This is a genomic window from Mycobacterium sp. ML4 (genome assembly GCF_054515735.1).
The window spans coordinates 137,829-152,968 of record NZ_JBTNSY010000017.1 but is presented as its reverse complement, the minus strand read 5'-3'; the positions used below and the strand labels follow the sequence as shown (position 1 = coordinate 152,968).

The 15,140-nt window shown below is 63.5% G+C and carries 17 protein-coding genes; 5 read left to right on the top strand and 12 right to left on the bottom strand.

Annotated features, from left to right (window positions below; genetic code table 11):
• Nucleotides 1-8: 8 nt before the first annotated feature.
• The 3 genes from ACX9NE_RS19950 to ACX9NE_RS19940 are packed head-to-tail and all read right to left on the bottom strand — an operon-like array spanning nucleotide 9 to nucleotide 2,115.
• Nucleotides 9-587: a cytochrome c oxidase subunit 3 gene (locus ACX9NE_RS19950; protein WP_459364234.1), complete on the bottom strand. Its 579-nt coding sequence runs from the start codon at nucleotides 585-587 to the stop codon at nucleotides 9-11.
• Entirely contained in the window at nucleotides 584-1,339 is a 756-nt protein-coding gene (locus ACX9NE_RS19945) for a hypothetical protein (RefSeq protein WP_459364235.1), read from the bottom strand. Before ACX9NE_RS19945 ends, ACX9NE_RS19950 begins: the two co-directional genes overlap by 4 nt.
• Nucleotides 1,336-2,115 (bottom strand): hypothetical protein, encoded by a 780-nt coding sequence (locus tag ACX9NE_RS19940; protein ID WP_459364236.1) that lies wholly within the window; start codon nucleotides 2,113-2,115, stop codon nucleotides 1,336-1,338. Before ACX9NE_RS19940 ends, ACX9NE_RS19945 begins: the two co-directional genes overlap by 4 nt.
• 109 nt (nucleotides 2,116-2,224) lie before the next feature.
• Between ACX9NE_RS19940 and ACX9NE_RS19935 the strand changes: the two genes are divergently transcribed.
• On the top strand, nucleotides 2,225-2,803 hold the full coding sequence (locus ACX9NE_RS19935) for a TetR/AcrR family transcriptional regulator (RefSeq protein WP_459364237.1): 579 nt from the start codon (nucleotides 2,225-2,227) through the stop codon (nucleotides 2,801-2,803).
• A 59-nt stretch (nucleotides 2,804-2,862) separates the two neighbouring features.
• Nucleotides 2,863-3,150 (top strand): hypothetical protein, encoded by a 288-nt coding sequence (locus ACX9NE_RS19930; protein ID WP_459364238.1) that lies wholly within the window; start codon nucleotides 2,863-2,865, stop codon nucleotides 3,148-3,150.
• 15 nt (nucleotides 3,151-3,165) lie between these two features.
• Here ACX9NE_RS19930 and ACX9NE_RS19925 read toward each other — a convergent pair whose 3' ends face one another.
• Nucleotides 3,166-3,561 (bottom strand): hypothetical protein, encoded by a 396-nt coding sequence (locus ACX9NE_RS19925; protein ID WP_459364269.1) that lies wholly within the window; start codon nucleotides 3,559-3,561, stop codon nucleotides 3,166-3,168.
• Between the two features lie 181 nt (nucleotides 3,562-3,742).
• Here ACX9NE_RS19925 and ACX9NE_RS19920 point away from each other — a divergent pair, with 181 nt between their 5' ends.
• The 3 genes from ACX9NE_RS19920 (at nucleotide 3,743) to ACX9NE_RS19910 (ending at nucleotide 5,564) form a co-directional block, all read left to right on the top strand.
• A complete protein-coding gene (locus tag ACX9NE_RS19920; protein WP_459364239.1) occupies nucleotides 3,743-4,450 on the top strand; it encodes a hypothetical protein in 708 nt (235 codons plus the stop codon).
• Between the two features lie 74 nt (nucleotides 4,451-4,524).
• A complete protein-coding gene (locus ACX9NE_RS19915; RefSeq protein WP_459364240.1) occupies nucleotides 4,525-4,971 on the top strand; it encodes a twin-arginine translocation pathway signal in 447 nt (148 codons plus the stop codon).
• A gap of 77 nt (nucleotides 4,972-5,048) precedes the next feature.
• Entirely contained in the window at nucleotides 5,049-5,564 is a 516-nt protein-coding gene (locus ACX9NE_RS19910) for an Rv2253/PknI dimerization domain-containing protein (RefSeq protein WP_459364241.1), read from the top strand.
• Between the two features lie 12 nt (nucleotides 5,565-5,576).
• Here ACX9NE_RS19910 and ACX9NE_RS19905 read toward each other — a convergent pair whose 3' ends face one another.
• Genes ACX9NE_RS19905 through ACX9NE_RS19870 form a run of 8 tightly spaced genes read right to left on the bottom strand, consistent with a single transcriptional unit; the run spans nucleotide 5,577 to nucleotide 14,942 of the window.
• Entirely contained in the window at nucleotides 5,577-7,208 is a 1,632-nt protein-coding gene (locus tag ACX9NE_RS19905; RefSeq protein WP_459364242.1) for an MCE family protein, read from the bottom strand.
• On the bottom strand, nucleotides 7,209-8,462 hold the full coding sequence (locus tag ACX9NE_RS19900) for an MCE family protein (protein WP_459364243.1): 1,254 nt from the start codon (nucleotides 8,460-8,462) through the stop codon (nucleotides 7,209-7,211). It lies immediately after the preceding gene.
• Nucleotides 8,459-9,868 carry an MCE family protein gene (locus ACX9NE_RS19895; RefSeq protein WP_459364244.1) on the bottom strand — a complete coding sequence of 470 codons (1,410 nt, stop codon included), beginning with the start codon at nucleotides 9,866-9,868 and terminating at the stop codon, nucleotides 8,459-8,461. Before ACX9NE_RS19895 ends, ACX9NE_RS19900 begins: the two co-directional genes overlap by 4 nt.
• A complete protein-coding gene (locus ACX9NE_RS19890; RefSeq protein WP_459364245.1) occupies nucleotides 9,865-10,947 on the bottom strand; it encodes an MCE family protein in 1,083 nt (360 codons plus the stop codon). The genes ACX9NE_RS19895 and ACX9NE_RS19890 overlap by 4 nt, the downstream gene beginning before the upstream one ends.
• The gene (locus tag ACX9NE_RS19885) at nucleotides 10,940-11,971 is read right to left on the bottom strand and encodes an MCE family protein (RefSeq protein WP_459364246.1); all 1,032 of its coding nucleotides are present in this window, start codon (nucleotides 11,969-11,971) and stop codon (nucleotides 10,940-10,942) included. The genes ACX9NE_RS19890 and ACX9NE_RS19885 overlap by 8 nt, the downstream gene beginning before the upstream one ends.
• On the bottom strand, nucleotides 11,968-13,227 hold the full coding sequence (locus tag ACX9NE_RS19880; protein WP_459364247.1) for an MCE family protein: 1,260 nt from the start codon (nucleotides 13,225-13,227) through the stop codon (nucleotides 11,968-11,970). The genes ACX9NE_RS19885 and ACX9NE_RS19880 overlap by 4 nt, the downstream gene beginning before the upstream one ends.
• 19 nt (nucleotides 13,228-13,246) lie before the next feature.
• Nucleotides 13,247-14,092, bottom strand: coding sequence for an ABC transporter permease (locus ACX9NE_RS19875; protein ID WP_205874702.1), 846 nt, complete (start codon nucleotides 14,090-14,092; stop codon nucleotides 13,247-13,249).
• A gap of 43 nt (nucleotides 14,093-14,135) precedes the next feature.
• Nucleotides 14,136-14,942, bottom strand: a complete 807-nt coding sequence (locus ACX9NE_RS19870; RefSeq protein ID WP_055580562.1) for an MlaE family ABC transporter permease — start codon at nucleotides 14,940-14,942, stop codon at nucleotides 14,136-14,138.
• Between the last annotated feature and the right edge of the window lie 198 nt (nucleotides 14,943-15,140).

The following is a 15,140-nucleotide window of genomic DNA, read 5'->3' as shown; positions in this document are numbered from 1 at the left end:
CTCACCCGTCACCTCACCACGTACAGCAGCGCAAAGATCAACACCCACAGGAAATCGACCGTGTGCCAGTAGGTCGCGCACGTCTCGATGAGCACCTGGGAGCGCCTGGCCGGGCTCCGCAGCTGATAGAGGACTATGCCCAGCGCGACGAAACCGATCAGCAGGTGCACGAAGTGGATCCCGGTGAGGAAGAAGTAATAGGTGAAGAAATCATTGCTGTCCAGGCCATTTCCGCCGCGCACCAACCGGACCCACTCGAGCACCTTGAAGAGCAGGAAGACTCCGGCACACCCGGCCGTGACGACCGCGTCCCGAAGTCCCGCCCGATAGCAGCCGGCGCGCGACGACTGCACACACCGCGCGACCGACCAGGAACTCAGCAGCAGGACAAGGGTGTTGAGTACCCCGATGTGGAGCTCCAGCCGTGCCTGCGAAAGCAGGAACAACTCAGGACTTCGGGCACGGTAGAAGAGGTAGCAGCCGAGGTACGCGGTGAAGACCAATGTCTCGAACAGCACGAACGCCCACATGTCCGGTTGACCCGGAACGAATTTCGCGCGCTCGGTCTTGGCGGTGAGGTCCGTCATGACACGGCAGCTCGTTTCCGAGACACGTCCGGCAATGGCCCGGTGCCGAAGTCTTCCCGCCGGATCAGCTGAAAGAGCATCACAACGAACGTCACCTGGTATACGCCGAACACGACCATGTCCAGCCACCAGGCAATCTGACCGTTCCAGGCCAACACCCCGCGCCCGAAGATCCAACACGGCGCCACCACCACCTCCGTGAGCGCGTTACACAGGTTCAGGTATCCGAACCACTTCGGAAATACCCGGTTGTTGTCGATCAGGATCGCAATCATCCAGATCAGCGAGCCGATCAGGAACACTCCCATGGTGCCGTCGAAAGACAGGAAGGCAAAGTCATAGAGCCAACCGAGCACTCTGGGGTCTCGGTGCGGACGAAGCGTGCCGACGATCAATGCGATACACAGCAACAGCAGGCCGGGAATCGCACTGAGCGAGTAGATGATCAGGTAGGTGTATCCGAAGATGCGGCTGACCGACATGCGTCGCATGGAGTATGCGATGAGGGCGTTGTTGATCGCGGTCATGCCGGCGATGACGAAGATGATGCCGAAGCCTACGGGTATACCGAGGTGGCGTTCGCGGAACCAGTGGGCCTGGGTCGCGAGGTCCCAGGTCGGCTGCGGCGGGGGCTGGACCTGCGCCACCACGAAGAACACCGGGAAGAAGATGGTGTAAAAGACCAGAAGTGTCCACCAGGCCAGCCACAGTTCGCGCTTCGGATTGCGCCGCAGCTTCGCCACCACGCTCACGCGCTGCCCAATTCTGTTGGCCGCGTAAGGTTCTCAGTCCGTTCTCGGTAAATTGCCCGAGCCAACACGATACCCATCACGACGATCCAGGCGCCGATAGCGACGTTTTTCACCCAGAACGACAAGACACCGTCCCACGCCAGCGGGCCGGACAACGACACGCCGGTGAAGGCCGCCGGCATCAGTGCAACGGCAACGAGCAGGTTGAAGTGGGCCACCCAGCGGCCGAAGACCGGTTGCGGCTGGTCATCGAAATAGATTGCCAGGCAGAGGATCACGCTTTGGCCGATCAGAAAAGGAACCAAAATGGTGAAGGTGATCCACGCGAAGTCGTTCAGCAATTGCGTCAGTTCCGGACTCCGCTCCGGGCGAAAGGCCGCCAGCAGCCAGCAGACATCGGCGACGAGAAACAACGTCGGAGCACCCGCCACGCACCCCAGCATCGCGTAGGAGAAGATCGGCGTCCGATGTGCCATCCGCCGTATCTGCATCACGATCAGCGTCAGGACCGGGACGAGGCACACACCGAACCAGTTGAAGATGATCATGCTGTAACGGATTTCGGGCAGATGTGCCGGGTCGCGGTAAAACGCGGCGACCTGCTCCGCCGACATGGTGGGTGACATCGGCGGGTTGAAGCCGGGAAACAGTAGGAAGGCGGCGAGCCAGATGGCCGCGGTAACGGGCAACGTCCATAGCAGGATCAACTCACCATCGCTGCGCCGCAACCCCACTCGCGACGGTCCCGGGTCACGAGCCGTGCCGATGTCTGTCATCAATTGAATCCTTCCACCGCACATCATCGTGTGGCTACGACCGGCCCAGCCACGAAAGTAGCCGATCGGCTAGTCCGGGGTCAATAGCCGATCGGCTACGCTTGCTGCTGTGGTCGAGTCGAAGGCGCGCAGCCAGTTCCGATTCATCACTCGCAGCGCTGCGCAAACGCGCGTCCTGGATGCCGCGCTGAGCTTGATCGGCGAGCACGGTGTCGGCGGAACCTCCCTGCAGATGATCGCCGACGCCATCGGCGTGACGAAAGCGGCGGTATACCACCAGTTCCGCACCAAGGAGCAGATCGTGATCGCACTGACCGAGCGCGAATTGGGCGGGCTCGAGGAGGCGCTGGAGGCAGCCGAAGCCCGCGACCACCGGAGCGAGGCACGCGACGTTCTGCTCACGCGCGTCATCGACGTGGCCGTGCAACGGCGGGGTGCGACAAGCACCCTGCAGTTCGACCCCGTCGTCGTCCGACTGTTGGCTTCCCACGAGCCTTTTCAGCACTTCATTGAACGACTCTTCGGCGTGCTGGTCGATGACGTATCTGAGGGTGCACGAGTATCGGCCGCGATGCTGTCGGGGGCGCTCGCCGTCGGAGTCATGCATCCACTTGTGGCCGGCATCGACGACGAGACACTGCGCATCCAGCTGCTGCGCATCACTCGACGGCTCTTGGATACCGAATAGTTCGAACGCATGCCCGCCGTTCCATTTTCACAAGCGTGCCACTCCGATAACGTTCTGGTATGCACAACCTCAGACGTCTTGTCACCGTGGCGCTGACGGTCGCGGTCGGCTTTGGGCTGGCGAACACGTCCAATGCGCGAGCCGACGACGGCGACGTCCCCTGGCCTTTCGTGGGATATCACTGGTGCCCGGGTAACCCCTTCAGCGCTGACTGGGGACCTCAGTGGGATCCGACCACGTGCCATGACGCGCATCATCGGGACATGGACGGCACGATGCACAACCGGGATTACTTCGGCCCCAGCCCCTTCCAGGACTGGCCCGAGATCCCGAACAACCGGCCGTGAGGTCCGGCCCCTTGTCTACGTGTCGCCGCGCTCCCAGATCTTCTTGCCGTCATGGGCATTACAAACCAGGAACAGCCCGTCGGGTGCCTGCGCTACGTAATACTCCGGGTACTCGACGCACGACGAGTTCTCCGCCTTGACGCCGGCCATCGGAGGCGAACGGAACCAGCGCGGCTCATACCTTCTCGGCGAACCGCAGAACATGAGACGTCCGGGTTCGGTAGCGAAGGACACGTAGTAGTCCGCGGTACCGAACACGTAGTAGGTGGTGTTATCGCACGGAGCGCCCAACACGACGTGCCCGGTGATACCGGGCGTGCAGTCCGGGTAATCGCAGGTTACCGGATCGGCAGCGGCCTGCGGTACCGCCACCACTCCCAGGCCGAGCAATGCGGCGATCGCTGCCACCATGAATCGCACTAGCTTAATTTGCCACAGCCGGAAAGAAAATTCATTACCTTGCCGAGAGCCGGTAAGAAAATTCTCCCAATCGGAGAGGACCTGGGATACCCCCGTCGATCCCTTCGGCACGGGCGTCAACGCCGGTCGATGATAATGTGACTGCTCGTAGTGCGGGGCGAGGAGGTGATTGGTGCCGCCACGCGAAACTTCGGCCCGGGAGCTCGATGCTGAGGATGGCGATCCAGCGACTGCTTCGGCGATCGAACCGGATGACCTCGCCGAGGCAGAGGCTCGCGCCGAGGCCGCCCGTGCCCGCGCCCTCGAGTTGCGCCGCCAAGCCGACGCGGCATCGCGTCAGGACGAAGCCGACGAGAAGCCGTCCCGCCGGCGCCGCGTGCGCTGGCGGCCGGGCTTTTCGAGCCGAAAGGCACGCGTCTTAGCTGCCGCGGTCCTTATCACCTGCACCGCTTCGGCCGGCAGCGGTTATCTTATGTGGCACCACCACCGCGTCGTGCAGCAAACCCAGCGTTCGGCGGAATTCGCGGCCGCCGCACGCAAGGCAGTTGTGATGATGATGTCGATCGACCCGAATAGGGCGAGAGACGACATGCAACGGTTCGCCGACGAAACCACCGGGCAATTCAAGGCCGGCGTGTTGATGGGCGCCGAGGATATGGTGCGGGCTCTCGAGCAGTCGAAGGTCGTTGCCAAAGCCGCGGTGCAAGCCGTCGGCGTGCAATCCATGACCGAGAATTCGGCGGTGGTCCTGGTCGCGGCGAAGTCTGAAATCACCAAGCCGGATCAGGCCAAGCCGGAACTGCGGACGTGGCGACTGGTGGTCGACGTCGAGCGAGAAGGCGGCCAACTCAAGATCTCCAAAATTGAGTTCGTTCCGTGACAAGTCCGCGGACGCTCCCGCGCTGGTTGCGTCGGTGCAGGTCACGGTGGCGCTCGATCCTGTTGATTCTTCTGGTGGTTACCACCGTGGGGTACGCCACCGGCTACTTCTTCTTCGTGTACCGCACCGATATGGACACCGATCGCGCGGTGTCACGACAGGTCGTCAAGGCGGCCGGCGACGGCGCCGTGGCGCTGCTGTCTTACTCGCCCGAGACGCTGAGCCGGGACCTGGCCAACGCCAAATCCCGGGTCACCGAGAATTACCTGCCCTACTACCAGCAGTTCGTGGACCAGATCGTGGGCCCTTCGACGCAGCGGGCACAAGTCACCACGTCGACTTCTGTTGTCAAGGCAGCGGTGGCCGAACTGAATCCGAATTCCGCCGTGGTCGTGGTTTTCGTTAAGCAAAAAACGGCGAGCAAGGAAAAGCCGGAACCGGTGGTGACATCGACCGCCCTTCGGGTAACGTTGAAAAAGGTCAACGGTTCATGGCTTATTGAGAAATTCGACGGCATGTGAGCGCACATCGTCTTTCGCTTTAATCTTTGGACTCCACGTGAAAATGCCGCAATGTAGCGCGTCGAGGAGCAGCAGTGATGCGTTCAATAACTGCGACGGTGAGCGCAGCCATGGCAGCGGCCGGCCTGACCGTCATGGTTCACACAGCTCCACCGGCACGGGCCTACAACCCGGCCGTCAACGGGCGGTTCACCGCCACCCTGATCGGCGACTGGGCGCGTACCAGGACCGTGTATCGCGACGAAGCCGTGGTGCAGAGCACCTGGACGATCAGCTCGTCGTGTTCGACCGCCCAGGACTGCACCGGTCAGGTCGTCAGCGATCAGGGCTGGTCAGCGCAGATGACCATGCATGACGGCCTCACCTGGTATGTCAAACGCGACATTCCGAACTGGGAGACTTGTGATGACGGCACCTCGTTCACCGGCCACGAGGTATTTTATTTCTATCCGGCCAACCCGGAAACCGGCGAAAACGCGCTCGGCTCATCGGTTCTGGCCGGTCGCGAACACACTGCGGGACCCAGCGGTGCGTGCGGAACCAATGCCCCGCTGTATGTCGAGCAGCCGTTCAGGCTGGACCGGATCGGTTGACCGCCGGCCGATTCAGGTGGCGAACATGTCCTTCCACGTCTTGGGTGCCTTCGACGGAACCAGATCCGTCTGACGGAAGACCTGTCCGTCGGGGGTCACGTAACTCCCGGTCTCCGGACTGTACTGAGCGAAAGCCACCGATGGACCCGACGGTAATCCGTTGCGGCCGAAGGCACTGGGAGCAGCCGAGGGTGTCGGACCGGGTGGGGCGGCAGCCGGGGTCGGGTTATTGGCCACGTCGAGCGGAGCGATCGAGGACACCTGACCCATCGGTGCCTGCGGGGTGATCCCCGGGGCTGCCGGTGCTCCCGCCGGCGGCGGCACCACCCCTGGAGGCAGCGGCGTTCCGTCGATCGGCCCGAAGATCCGTTCGCGGTTCCAGTTGACCCGGTCGTCGGGCGGGATGCCCTGCGCAAGCAGGTTCGGGTCCAGCGGGTAGGTGCCGAACGCGTGCTGCCTCATCGCCAGCGGCATGAACGGCTTGTCGCTGTCGCAGATCTCGACCGTCGGTGCCCGCTTTCCCGGGTGCCCCATACAGGGGTAGTTCCGCGCGCCGCGCACCCCGATCGGTGAATCCTGCGGCAGTTTGCAGTACAACCCGTCCGGCGTGTCGATGGTCGAGGTGTCTGACGGCGAACGCCATTGGCTCGGCGGAAGGAAACCCACGGTACACGCCGGCGGATCGCTGATCACGAGATTGAAAGCGCCCGTGGCCAATCCGGTCGGACTCTTGGTGCCCAGGAACGACTGAATGGCCGCGGTGAACGGCGGCAGCAGCACCAGCACCTGTTCCAGCGAGGCGTGGTAGGTCACGCCGATCTGGCCGATGGTGGTGAGATTGGCAAGCAGGACCGGCAGTGTGGGTTTGATCTGATCAAGCAGCCGAGACGCCTCGTTCAGCGCTTCGGGGCCGTTCTCGAGCAGGGTGCGCACCTGCGGATCGTTGGTCGCCAGCTGTCCGGTGAACCCGGCGAGGCTGTGGGCCCAGCGCCGGATGCTGTTGCCGGTCTGCGCTTGGGAGTCCAACAGCGGCCCGGTGTCCTCGGTCAGACTGCGCGCCCGGTCGGCCACGCCGTTGAGGTCGCCGGAGATCTGCGCCGAAGAATCGAACAGCGAGCCGAAATCGTAACTGGCGCCGTTGAACGCCTTGAACGACTCATCGAGCAACTGGGTGAGCCTGCCCTGCGGGATGCTGTTGAGTAGGGCACTGGTCTGGTCCAGCACGGGACCGATTGGCTGCGGAACCTTGGTGTCCTTGACGGCGATCACCGATCCGTCGTGCAGATAGGGCGGCGAGTCGGTCCGCGGCCGCAGGTCGACGTACTGCTCGCCCACGGCGGAGATGCTGCGCACCTCGGCGTCCAGGTCGGCCGGGATCTTCGGCGAAGTATCAAGGCGCAAAGTCGCTTTCGCTCCGCGTGCGGTCAGCTCTACGCCGGTGACCTTACCGATCTGCACACCGCGATACGTCACGTTGCTGAACCGGTAGAGGTTACCCGTCTCGCGAAGTTCCAGCGTGACAGTCATCTTGCCGATCCCGAGCAGTGTCGGAGCCTGGACGTAGTAGACGACCATGACGAACAGGCCGATGACTCCCACGATCGCGAAGATGACCAACTGGATACGGATGAAGCGGGTCAGCATTCAGCCACCCCCCTCCGCCGGTGCCACTGCGGGCGGCAGACCGTTGGGCAGCGTGGCACTTTGATCGGTGGCGGGTGCAGCGGCCGGCGGCGGCCCCGGCGCCTGCGGTGCCGCCGACGGGGGCGGGCCGGGCAGATATGAGCCGGGCGCCCCTGGCGCGCCGAATCGGAATTGCAGGTATTCCGGATCCCCGGGTGCGGGCACCCCCTCCGCGCCCAACCGCTCCCAGTGGGTACCGCGCAGAAGGCTCTTGCGCAGCCCGGCGTTCGTCAGGTCGATGATGAAATACCCGTTGACGTAATCGCCTCGGACGTAGCGGTCGATGAAGCCCTGCGTGAACGGGAAGGTGGGCGCATACGCAATCGCCGCATCGAGATCCGGCCCCACATCGGCCAGCGCGCTGATGGTCGGCTCCAGATTCTTCAAGTTGTTCACCAGGTCTGACCCGGCATCGTCGACAAGTCTGGTTGCGGTGTTGCTAAATGTCCCAAGCTTTTTCAGTGCGGTGGTGATGCGGGGGCGTTCCCGGTTGAGTACATCCAGCGCCGGTGGAATCTCGTTCAAGGCTCGGGTGATGATGTCGCGTTGCCCGGCGAGCGTGCCCGACAGCCGGTTCAGCGCCTGGACCGACGCCACGATGTTGTCGCGTTGCTGATCGAACGTGCCCACGAACCGGTCGAGCCGATTGAGTAGATCGCGCACATCGCCGGCGCGTCCGGACAGCGCGGCATTGAAATTGTTGATGATGTCGCCGATCTGACCCAGTCCCCCGGCGTTGAGAACCACCGACAGTGAGGACAGCGTCTGCTCCGTCGACGGGTAGGTCGACGAGCGGTTGAGCGGGATCGTGGCGCCCGGCTGCAGACGCCCGGCCGGCGCCTGACCCAGCGGCGTATTCAATTGCAGATGCATCGAGCCCAACAGGCTGGTCTGCCCCACACTGGCCACCGCGTTGGCCGGAATCACCACACCGGGCTGCACCGAAACCTCGACGTCGGCGTGCCAGCCGCGCACCGACAGCTTCCGGATGCTGCCGACGATGACATCGTTGATCATCACCGGTGAATTCGCTTCCAGCGTCCCGACGTTGGCGACCTCGACATGATACACGCTGGACCCTGGCCCGCGGCCCACGGCACCCGGCAACGGCAGAGAGTTCAAGCCGCTGAACGCACACCCGGTCGCGGTCAGCATGACGCACATACCGATGCCCAGCACCCTTCGGATGCGGCGCACCGCGACTCGGCGGGTCATGGTTGTGGCCTCTCTGCGGGCAGTAGCAGTTCCGGCACGGTTTGCGGTGCGGGAGCCGGCTGAGACGCCACGCTCGGCGGGGGCGGCTCCGGCATGGCCGCACCCGGTATCCGCGCGGGCGGACCGGGCGGTGGCGGCGCCTCCGGGACGTCGCCGGGCAGGCCGGTGTACGCGGACACTGCGGGCGGCAACTCGGGTGCCGTCGGCTTGGGGCCCTCGCCGCCGGGTGCGAGCCGTTGCTCGGTGTAGACCACGTTCTGCGGGTCGAAAGCCGGCGCCAGGATCGGGTTCACCGGAATCGGAAGGTAGTTGAAGTTGAAGTAGGTCAACGGGTTGAACACCTTCAAGGCCGGGCTCAGGTACAAACCACACAACTTGCCGGTCTCGACCGAGGTGACGTTCTCCAGCGCTCCGATCTGCGAGCAGAAGGCGTTCGTGGGATTACTGAGGTTCTGGACGCCGACCCCGCCGCGGACGTTGCCGACGTCGGGGTCGTAGTCGTTGTAGGCGTTGGCAATCGCGTTCGGCGCGACGTGCAGCACGTTCTGCAATGCGATCTTGTTGTCGACGAGAATCTGGGTGAGGTCAGCCAGTCGGGTGATCTGCTCGGCCGTCTGGTCACGGCTGCCCGCGATGAACCGCTGCACTTCGCCGACGGCACTGGACAAGTCGGTCAGCGCGGCGTCGAGATTGGCCTTGTTGTCGTCGAGCACGCTGGTGAGGGTGGCAAGCCGATCATTGAACTGGACGAGCTGAATATTGCTGTCGCGCAACGCACCGACGAAGGTCTGCAGATTCTTGATGATGTCGACGAGGTTGCCACTGCCGTTGGCGAAGATACGCCCCAGTGCTGACAATTGGGCCAGGGTCTCACGCAGCTTGTCGCCGTTTCCGCCGAGCGCGTTGGCGGCGGCATCGATGAATCGCGAGACCGAAGGCGTCGAGACCCTGCTATTCGGCCCGAAATCGGTTGCCAGGCGCATCAATTGGTCTTTGATCTCGTCCCACTCGACGGGTGTCGCGGTCCGATTGACCGGTATCACCGCGCCGTCGGCCATGGTGGCGCCCGCCGACCGGTAGGCGGGCGTGAGCTGAACGTAGCGCGCCGCCACCAGGTTCTGGGCGACGATCACCGCTTTGGCATCCGCCGGAATGGAGATGCCGTGATCGACGTGCATCACCATCTTGGCCTGGGTTCCGGCCGGTTCGATCGACTCGATGGTGCCGACCTTCAGACCCGATACCCGCACGTCGTCACCGGGATAGATCGCGGTGGCGGTGTGAAAGTAGGCGATTATCGTCGTGGGACGGAAGAACGTGTTGCGGATGGCGACTCCCGCGCCGACCACGAGCAGCAACGCCAGCACGATCGCCAGTGCGAGCTTGACACCCCTGCGCCGCATCATCGCGACCCTCCGGGGTTCTGGTTGAACGGGAACGGCAGCAACGCTCGCGGCCCTGCGTTGTCCGGTGGTTGTCCAGGAGCGCCATAGGCACGGAATCCGAACGCGTAGTCGAACAGCCATTGGAAGAACTGCATTGTGAACAAGTTCGGAATGAACGGGTTGTAGTAGAACCCGCTGGACACCGTCTCGCCCTGGGTCAGTTCGAACTTCGCCAGACCGGGGATCGCCTTGCCGAGGTTGTCGCGATTGTTCTCCAGCATCGCGGTCACCGAATTCAGCTTGGTCAGCGTCGGTGCCAGTTTGGCTTCGTTGTCGTGCACCAGGCCGGAGAGCTGCTTGGCCACTGCCGACGTGCTGGCCAGCAGCCGCACAATCGCCTGCCGCCGCTCCACCAGCATGGATAGCAGATCGTCGGCGTTGAGTATCAGGGTGTTCAGCTGTTGACTGCGCTCGGACAGAATGTGGGTGACATCCGCGGCGCCCTTGAGCAACTGGCTCAGTGTCTGATTGCGGTTGTTCAGCGTGGACGACAACCGGCTCACCCCGTCAAACGTCGGGCCCAGTTGCGGCGCAATCTGATTCAGAGTGTTCGACAGTGTGTCCAGGGACTGGTTGAGAGTGTCGGTGTTCGTTCCCGCTATGTCGGTCGCCAGGTCGCCGACAGCCTCGGACAGCGAATACGGCGAGGAGGTGCGCGACAGCGGGATGACGGACATCGGACGCATCGTGCCGCTTCCGGCGGATTCGACGGTCAACACCCGCTGACCCAGCAGCGAACCCGTGCGGATATGTGCGGTACTTGCCGACCCCAGTTGCACCGCCCCTTTGACGGTGAACGTCAAAAGCACATCGCCGTTCTGCAGTGACATCCCGGACACGCTGCCGACCTTGATCCCGGACACTGTGACGTCATTGCCGGTCACCAGTCCGCCGGCATCGCCGAACACGGCCTGGTAGCGGACCGTGGTGGCCCGCTGCAGCAACTGGTCGGGCGACAACCCGACGGCGATCACCAGCACTATCAACACCACGCCGATGAAGCCGGCCCGGATGAGGCGCGCTCCGCGGTACTTAAGCATCGGGTTCCGCGCACCTTCCGGTCACCTGGTGGGTGACGCCCACCTCTACCGTTCGGTACTGCAGATCGGAGACCCGCAGTGCGAGTCCGCACAGGTAATAGGGGAACCAGGCACCGTAGGCGCCCAACCTGGTCAGCTTGCGGTAGTTGTTCGGCAACTTCTTCAGCGAGATGTCGATGAGATCTTTGTCCTTGTCCAGCAACGGAGCCAGCCGATTCAGTTGATCGATGGTGCCGGACAACGGGGGACGAGCGCGGGTCAGCAGATCGGCGATCGAGGCCGTACCGTTGTCCAGCGCGGTGATCGCGGTGCCGATCGTGTCGCGGTCCGCTGACAGCCCGCTGATCAAGCGCTCCAGCCGATCGATCGCACCGGAGAACTTGGTGCCTTCCGCGTTGACGGTCCCCACCACGGTGTTCAGGTTGTCGATCAGAGCCTGCACCGTTTCGCTGTTGTCGGCCAATGTATTCGAGAACGATGACGTCTTGGACAGCAGCGACTGTAGGGTGCCTCCCTCGCCCTGGAACACTTCGATCAGTGACGCGCTGAGCGCATTGACGTCTTCGGCCTTGAGGCCCTTGGTAACCGGCTTCAGCCCGCCCAGCAGCAGATCCAGGTCGAGAGCCGGCGCCGTCCGATCGATCGGGATCTCTGAACCGGGCGGCAGCACTCTCGTATTGCCCGGCCCGTCGAGGAGTTCGAGATAACGGTCACCGACCAGGTTCAGATAGCGGATCACGGCCCGGGTGCCGCTGGTCAGCACGACGTCGCGATTGGCGTCGAATTTCACCAGAACCTTTTTGTCGGCCCGCAATTCGACGCTGTTGACGGTGCCCACCCTAACCCCGGCCACCCGTACCGTCTGCCCCCCTTTGAGACGTGAGACATCGGTGAAAACCGCGGAATACTCTGTGGTGGAACCGGTTTGGTACTGGCCGAAGATGAAGAACAGCGAAATGGTCAGCAGTACCATGATCAGCGCGAACGCGCCGAACTTGATGATCACCCCACGTGAGTTGCTCATCCGGGTTGTCCTACCTGGAAAGAGTTCCGCGGCGGCCCGTCGATCGGCCCGTACAGCAGTTGCTTGAGCGCGTCGGAGTTCAGCAGCCACTGGGGGTTGCCGTACTCCTGCGGGTTGGCGCCGACGTCGGCCACTATGAACGGCGGTGCCACGTCATAGGGCACCACCGGCAGAGTCTGGCACTGCGGACCACCGGTCGCGGCCACCTTCGGCAGGTTGCTCGGGTACCGATAACGTTCGGCTCCGACTCCGATGTAAACCAGCACCTTGATCATCGGCTCAGGAAGATTCGGGGCATGCAGATTCACCAGTGAACCGGACAGACCGCACCACAGCGCCTGGTGATACTCGTTGGTCAGGTTGGTGGTCGGCAGTAGCAGGTGCAGAACATCGGTCAGTGCCTGCCGGTTTCCGCCGATGACCTCGTTGCCGATGTCAGCCAAACCGATCGAGCTGATCAGGAATGCGTCCAGGTTCTGTTGCTCTTCGACGATCGACTTGCTGATCCGGATCGCATGCTCGGCCGACCCGATCAGGTCTGGTGCCGCATCGGCGTAGGCATTGCTCACCACCGGCAGGACGGAAAGGTCGTGATTCAGCGCGGGCAGCGCCGGATCCTGCTTGGCCAGAAACGCATCCAGGTCAGACAGTGCCTGCCCGATCTTGTGGCCGCGGCCATTCACCGCCGCGGCGATCGCGCCGAGCGTCTCGTTGAGTTTGGCGGGATCGATGCTCGACAGCAGGTTGGTGAGCTGTTGGAAGACCGTGTTGACCTCGACGGTGACGTTCTTGCCTTCGAGTACCTGATGCGGTTGCAGGCTCTGGTGGGACGGCTCATCGGAGGGGACCAGTTCCACGAACTTCGCACCGAAGACCGTCGTCGATGCGATGTCCACCAGAACGTTGTGCGGGATGAGGTGCATCGCCGACGGTTGCATCGCCAGGTGCAGCACGGCCTGTCCATTGGGGCGCTCCTCGATCGAATCGACCTTGCCCACGACGACACCGCGCATCTTCACTTTCGCCTCTGGGTTCATCACCAGGCCCGCGCGCGGCGACACGACGGTCACCGGCACGCTCTCGGTGAACTCGCTGTTGAACAAGCCGATTGCGACGGCGACGATCGCCAGGATCACGACCACGGTGGCCAGGCCCATCAGCGGGCGCACGTAACCGCGCGGCTTGGGGCGGCCGTGATGGTGCGACCGCCCCTTTGGACTCGGGCCATGGCGGCCCGCCGGCACGTTGGCAATCACTGAACTCTTTGCACCTCCCCTAGCCCGATAGGTTGAAGTTGCCGTTGGAACCGTAAATGGACAGCGAGATGAGCAGGGTCACCGAGACGACCACGATCAGCGATGTCCGCACCGCGTTTCCCGTGGCGACGCCGACGCCGGCGGGACCTCCGGAGGCGAAAAAGCCGTAATAGGTGTGGATCAGCAGAATGGTGATCGCCATCAGGACGGCCTGCAAGAAGGACCACAACAGGTCGATCGGGTTGAGGAACGTCGTGAAGTAGTGCTGATACAGCCCACCCGACTGCCCGAACAGGATCACCGTGGTGAACTGGCTGGCCAGGAACGACAGGCTGACCGCGATGCTGTACAGCGGCGTGATGGCCAGCATTCCGGCGACGATCCGGGTGCTGACCAGATACGAAACCGGCCGGATGGCCATGGATTCCAGCGCGTCGATCTCCTCGTTGATCCGCATCGCGCCCAGCTGCGCGGTAACGCCGGCGCCGAACGTGGCCGCCAGGCCGATGCCGGCCACGATCGGCGCGGCGATGCGGACATTGATGAACGCGGCCAGGAACCCGGTCAGCGCCTCGATTCCGATGTTGCCCAGCGAGCTGTACCCCTGCACGGCCAGTGTGCCGCCGGCAGCCAAGGTCAGGAAGCCGACGATCACCAGCGTCCCGCCAATCATCGCCAATGTGCCTGCGCCCATGCTGATTTCGGCGATGAGACGAATGATTTCGCGCCCGTAGCGGGTAACCGCGAAGGGGATACCGCCGAGCGCTTTGCCGTAGAACAGGGTGTGGTCGCCGATTCGGCCCAGGCTGCCGACCGGTCTCTGCAGTTGCCGCGTCAGACGCGGGTAGACGGCTCTCAGCGCCACAGCGTGTGCTCACACCTCCTTCGGCATGTTGGTCTCCCGGCGCCTACTTGGCCGACATTCGGATACCGATAGCGGTGACAACCACATTGACGACGAACAGCGACATGAACGCGTACACCACCGTCTCGTTGACGGCGTTGCCGACCGCCTTGGCGCCACCACCGGTGATCGTCAGTCCGCGGTAGCAGGCCACCAGACCTGCGATCAGGCCGAACAGCGCCGCCTTGACACAGGAAATGATCACCTCGGGCACCCCGGTCAACAGGGTGATGCCCGCAGCGAATGCGCCGGGATTCACGTCCTGGACGAACACCGAGAAGATGTAGCCGCCCAGAATCCCGATGATGACCACCAAGCTGTTCAACAGCAACGCGACCAGACCGGAGGCCAGCATCCGCGGCGTCACCAGACGCTGAATCGGGTTGATACCCAATACCTCCATCGCGTCGATCTCTTCGCGGATCGTTCGCGATCCCAAGTCGGCGCACATCGCCGTGGCGCCTGCGCCCGCAACGATCAACACCGTCACCAACGGGCCGACCTGCGTGACCGCGCCGAACGCAGCACCCGCGCCCGAGAGGTCGGCGGCACCGAGTTCACGCAGCAGAATGTTCAGGGTGAAACTCACCAGGACGGTGAACGGGATGGCTACCAACAACGTCGGCGCGAGCGCGACGCGGGCGACGAACCACGACTGCTCCAGGAATTCCCGCCACTGCACGGGCCGGCGGAACGCGAATTTGATGGCGTCGGCCGACATCGCGAACAGCGCGCCCACGGCCTCCATAGGTTTGGAGCCGCGGCCGAGCACGATGCCCGGCGTCCAGCGCTCGGCCCCCTTACTCGCCATCGGCCGAAGATCCCTTCCGGATCATGCTGTGCACCAGATGGATCCGGGCAGCACAACGCGTCATCGCCGGCGGCATCCCGCCCTCAACACGCGCTACCAATCTCACGCCGCTTTCTCCGTCCGGTTGCGTGAGCTGCCGCTTCCTGACCGTGTCAGCGTCCCGCGCGCCAACCCTGGAAGCGTTCGGCGATTATGACT

Excerpts from the sequence above, each read along its gene's own strand:
- ACX9NE_RS19890 (WP_459364245.1), bottom strand. The coding sequence starts at position 10,947 with ATGCTTAAGTACCGCGGAGCGCGCCTCATCCGGGCCGGCTTCATCGGC.
- ACX9NE_RS19925 (WP_459364269.1), bottom strand. The coding sequence starts at position 3,561 with ATGGTGGCAGCGATCGCCGCATTGCTCGGCCTGGGAGTGGTGGCGGTA.
- ACX9NE_RS19895 (WP_459364244.1), bottom strand. The coding sequence starts at position 9,868 with ATGATGCGGCGCAGGGGTGTCAAGCTCGCACTGGCGATCGTGCTGGCG.
- ACX9NE_RS19900 (WP_459364243.1), bottom strand. The coding sequence starts at position 8,462 with ATGACCCGCCGAGTCGCGGTGCGCCGCATCCGAAGGGTGCTGGGCATC.
- ACX9NE_RS19950 (WP_459364234.1), bottom strand. The coding sequence starts at position 587 with ATGACGGACCTCACCGCCAAGACCGAGCGCGCGAAATTCGTTCCGGGT.
- ACX9NE_RS19905 (WP_459364242.1), bottom strand. The coding sequence starts at position 7,208 with ATGCTGACCCGCTTCATCCGTATCCAGTTGGTCATCTTCGCGATCGTG.
- ACX9NE_RS19930 (WP_459364238.1), top strand. The coding sequence starts at position 2,863 with ATGCACAACCTCAGACGTCTTGTCACCGTGGCGCTGACGGTCGCGGTC.
- ACX9NE_RS19885 (WP_459364246.1), bottom strand. The coding sequence starts at position 11,971 with ATGAGCAACTCACGTGGGGTGATCATCAAGTTCGGCGCGTTCGCGCTG.
- ACX9NE_RS19870 (WP_055580562.1), bottom strand. The coding sequence starts at position 14,942 with ATGGCGAGTAAGGGGGCCGAGCGCTGGACGCCGGGCATCGTGCTCGGC.
- ACX9NE_RS19940 (WP_459364236.1), bottom strand. The coding sequence starts at position 2,115 with ATGACAGACATCGGCACGGCTCGTGACCCGGGACCGTCGCGAGTGGGG.
- ACX9NE_RS19910 (WP_459364241.1), top strand. The coding sequence starts at position 5,049 with ATGCGTTCAATAACTGCGACGGTGAGCGCAGCCATGGCAGCGGCCGGC.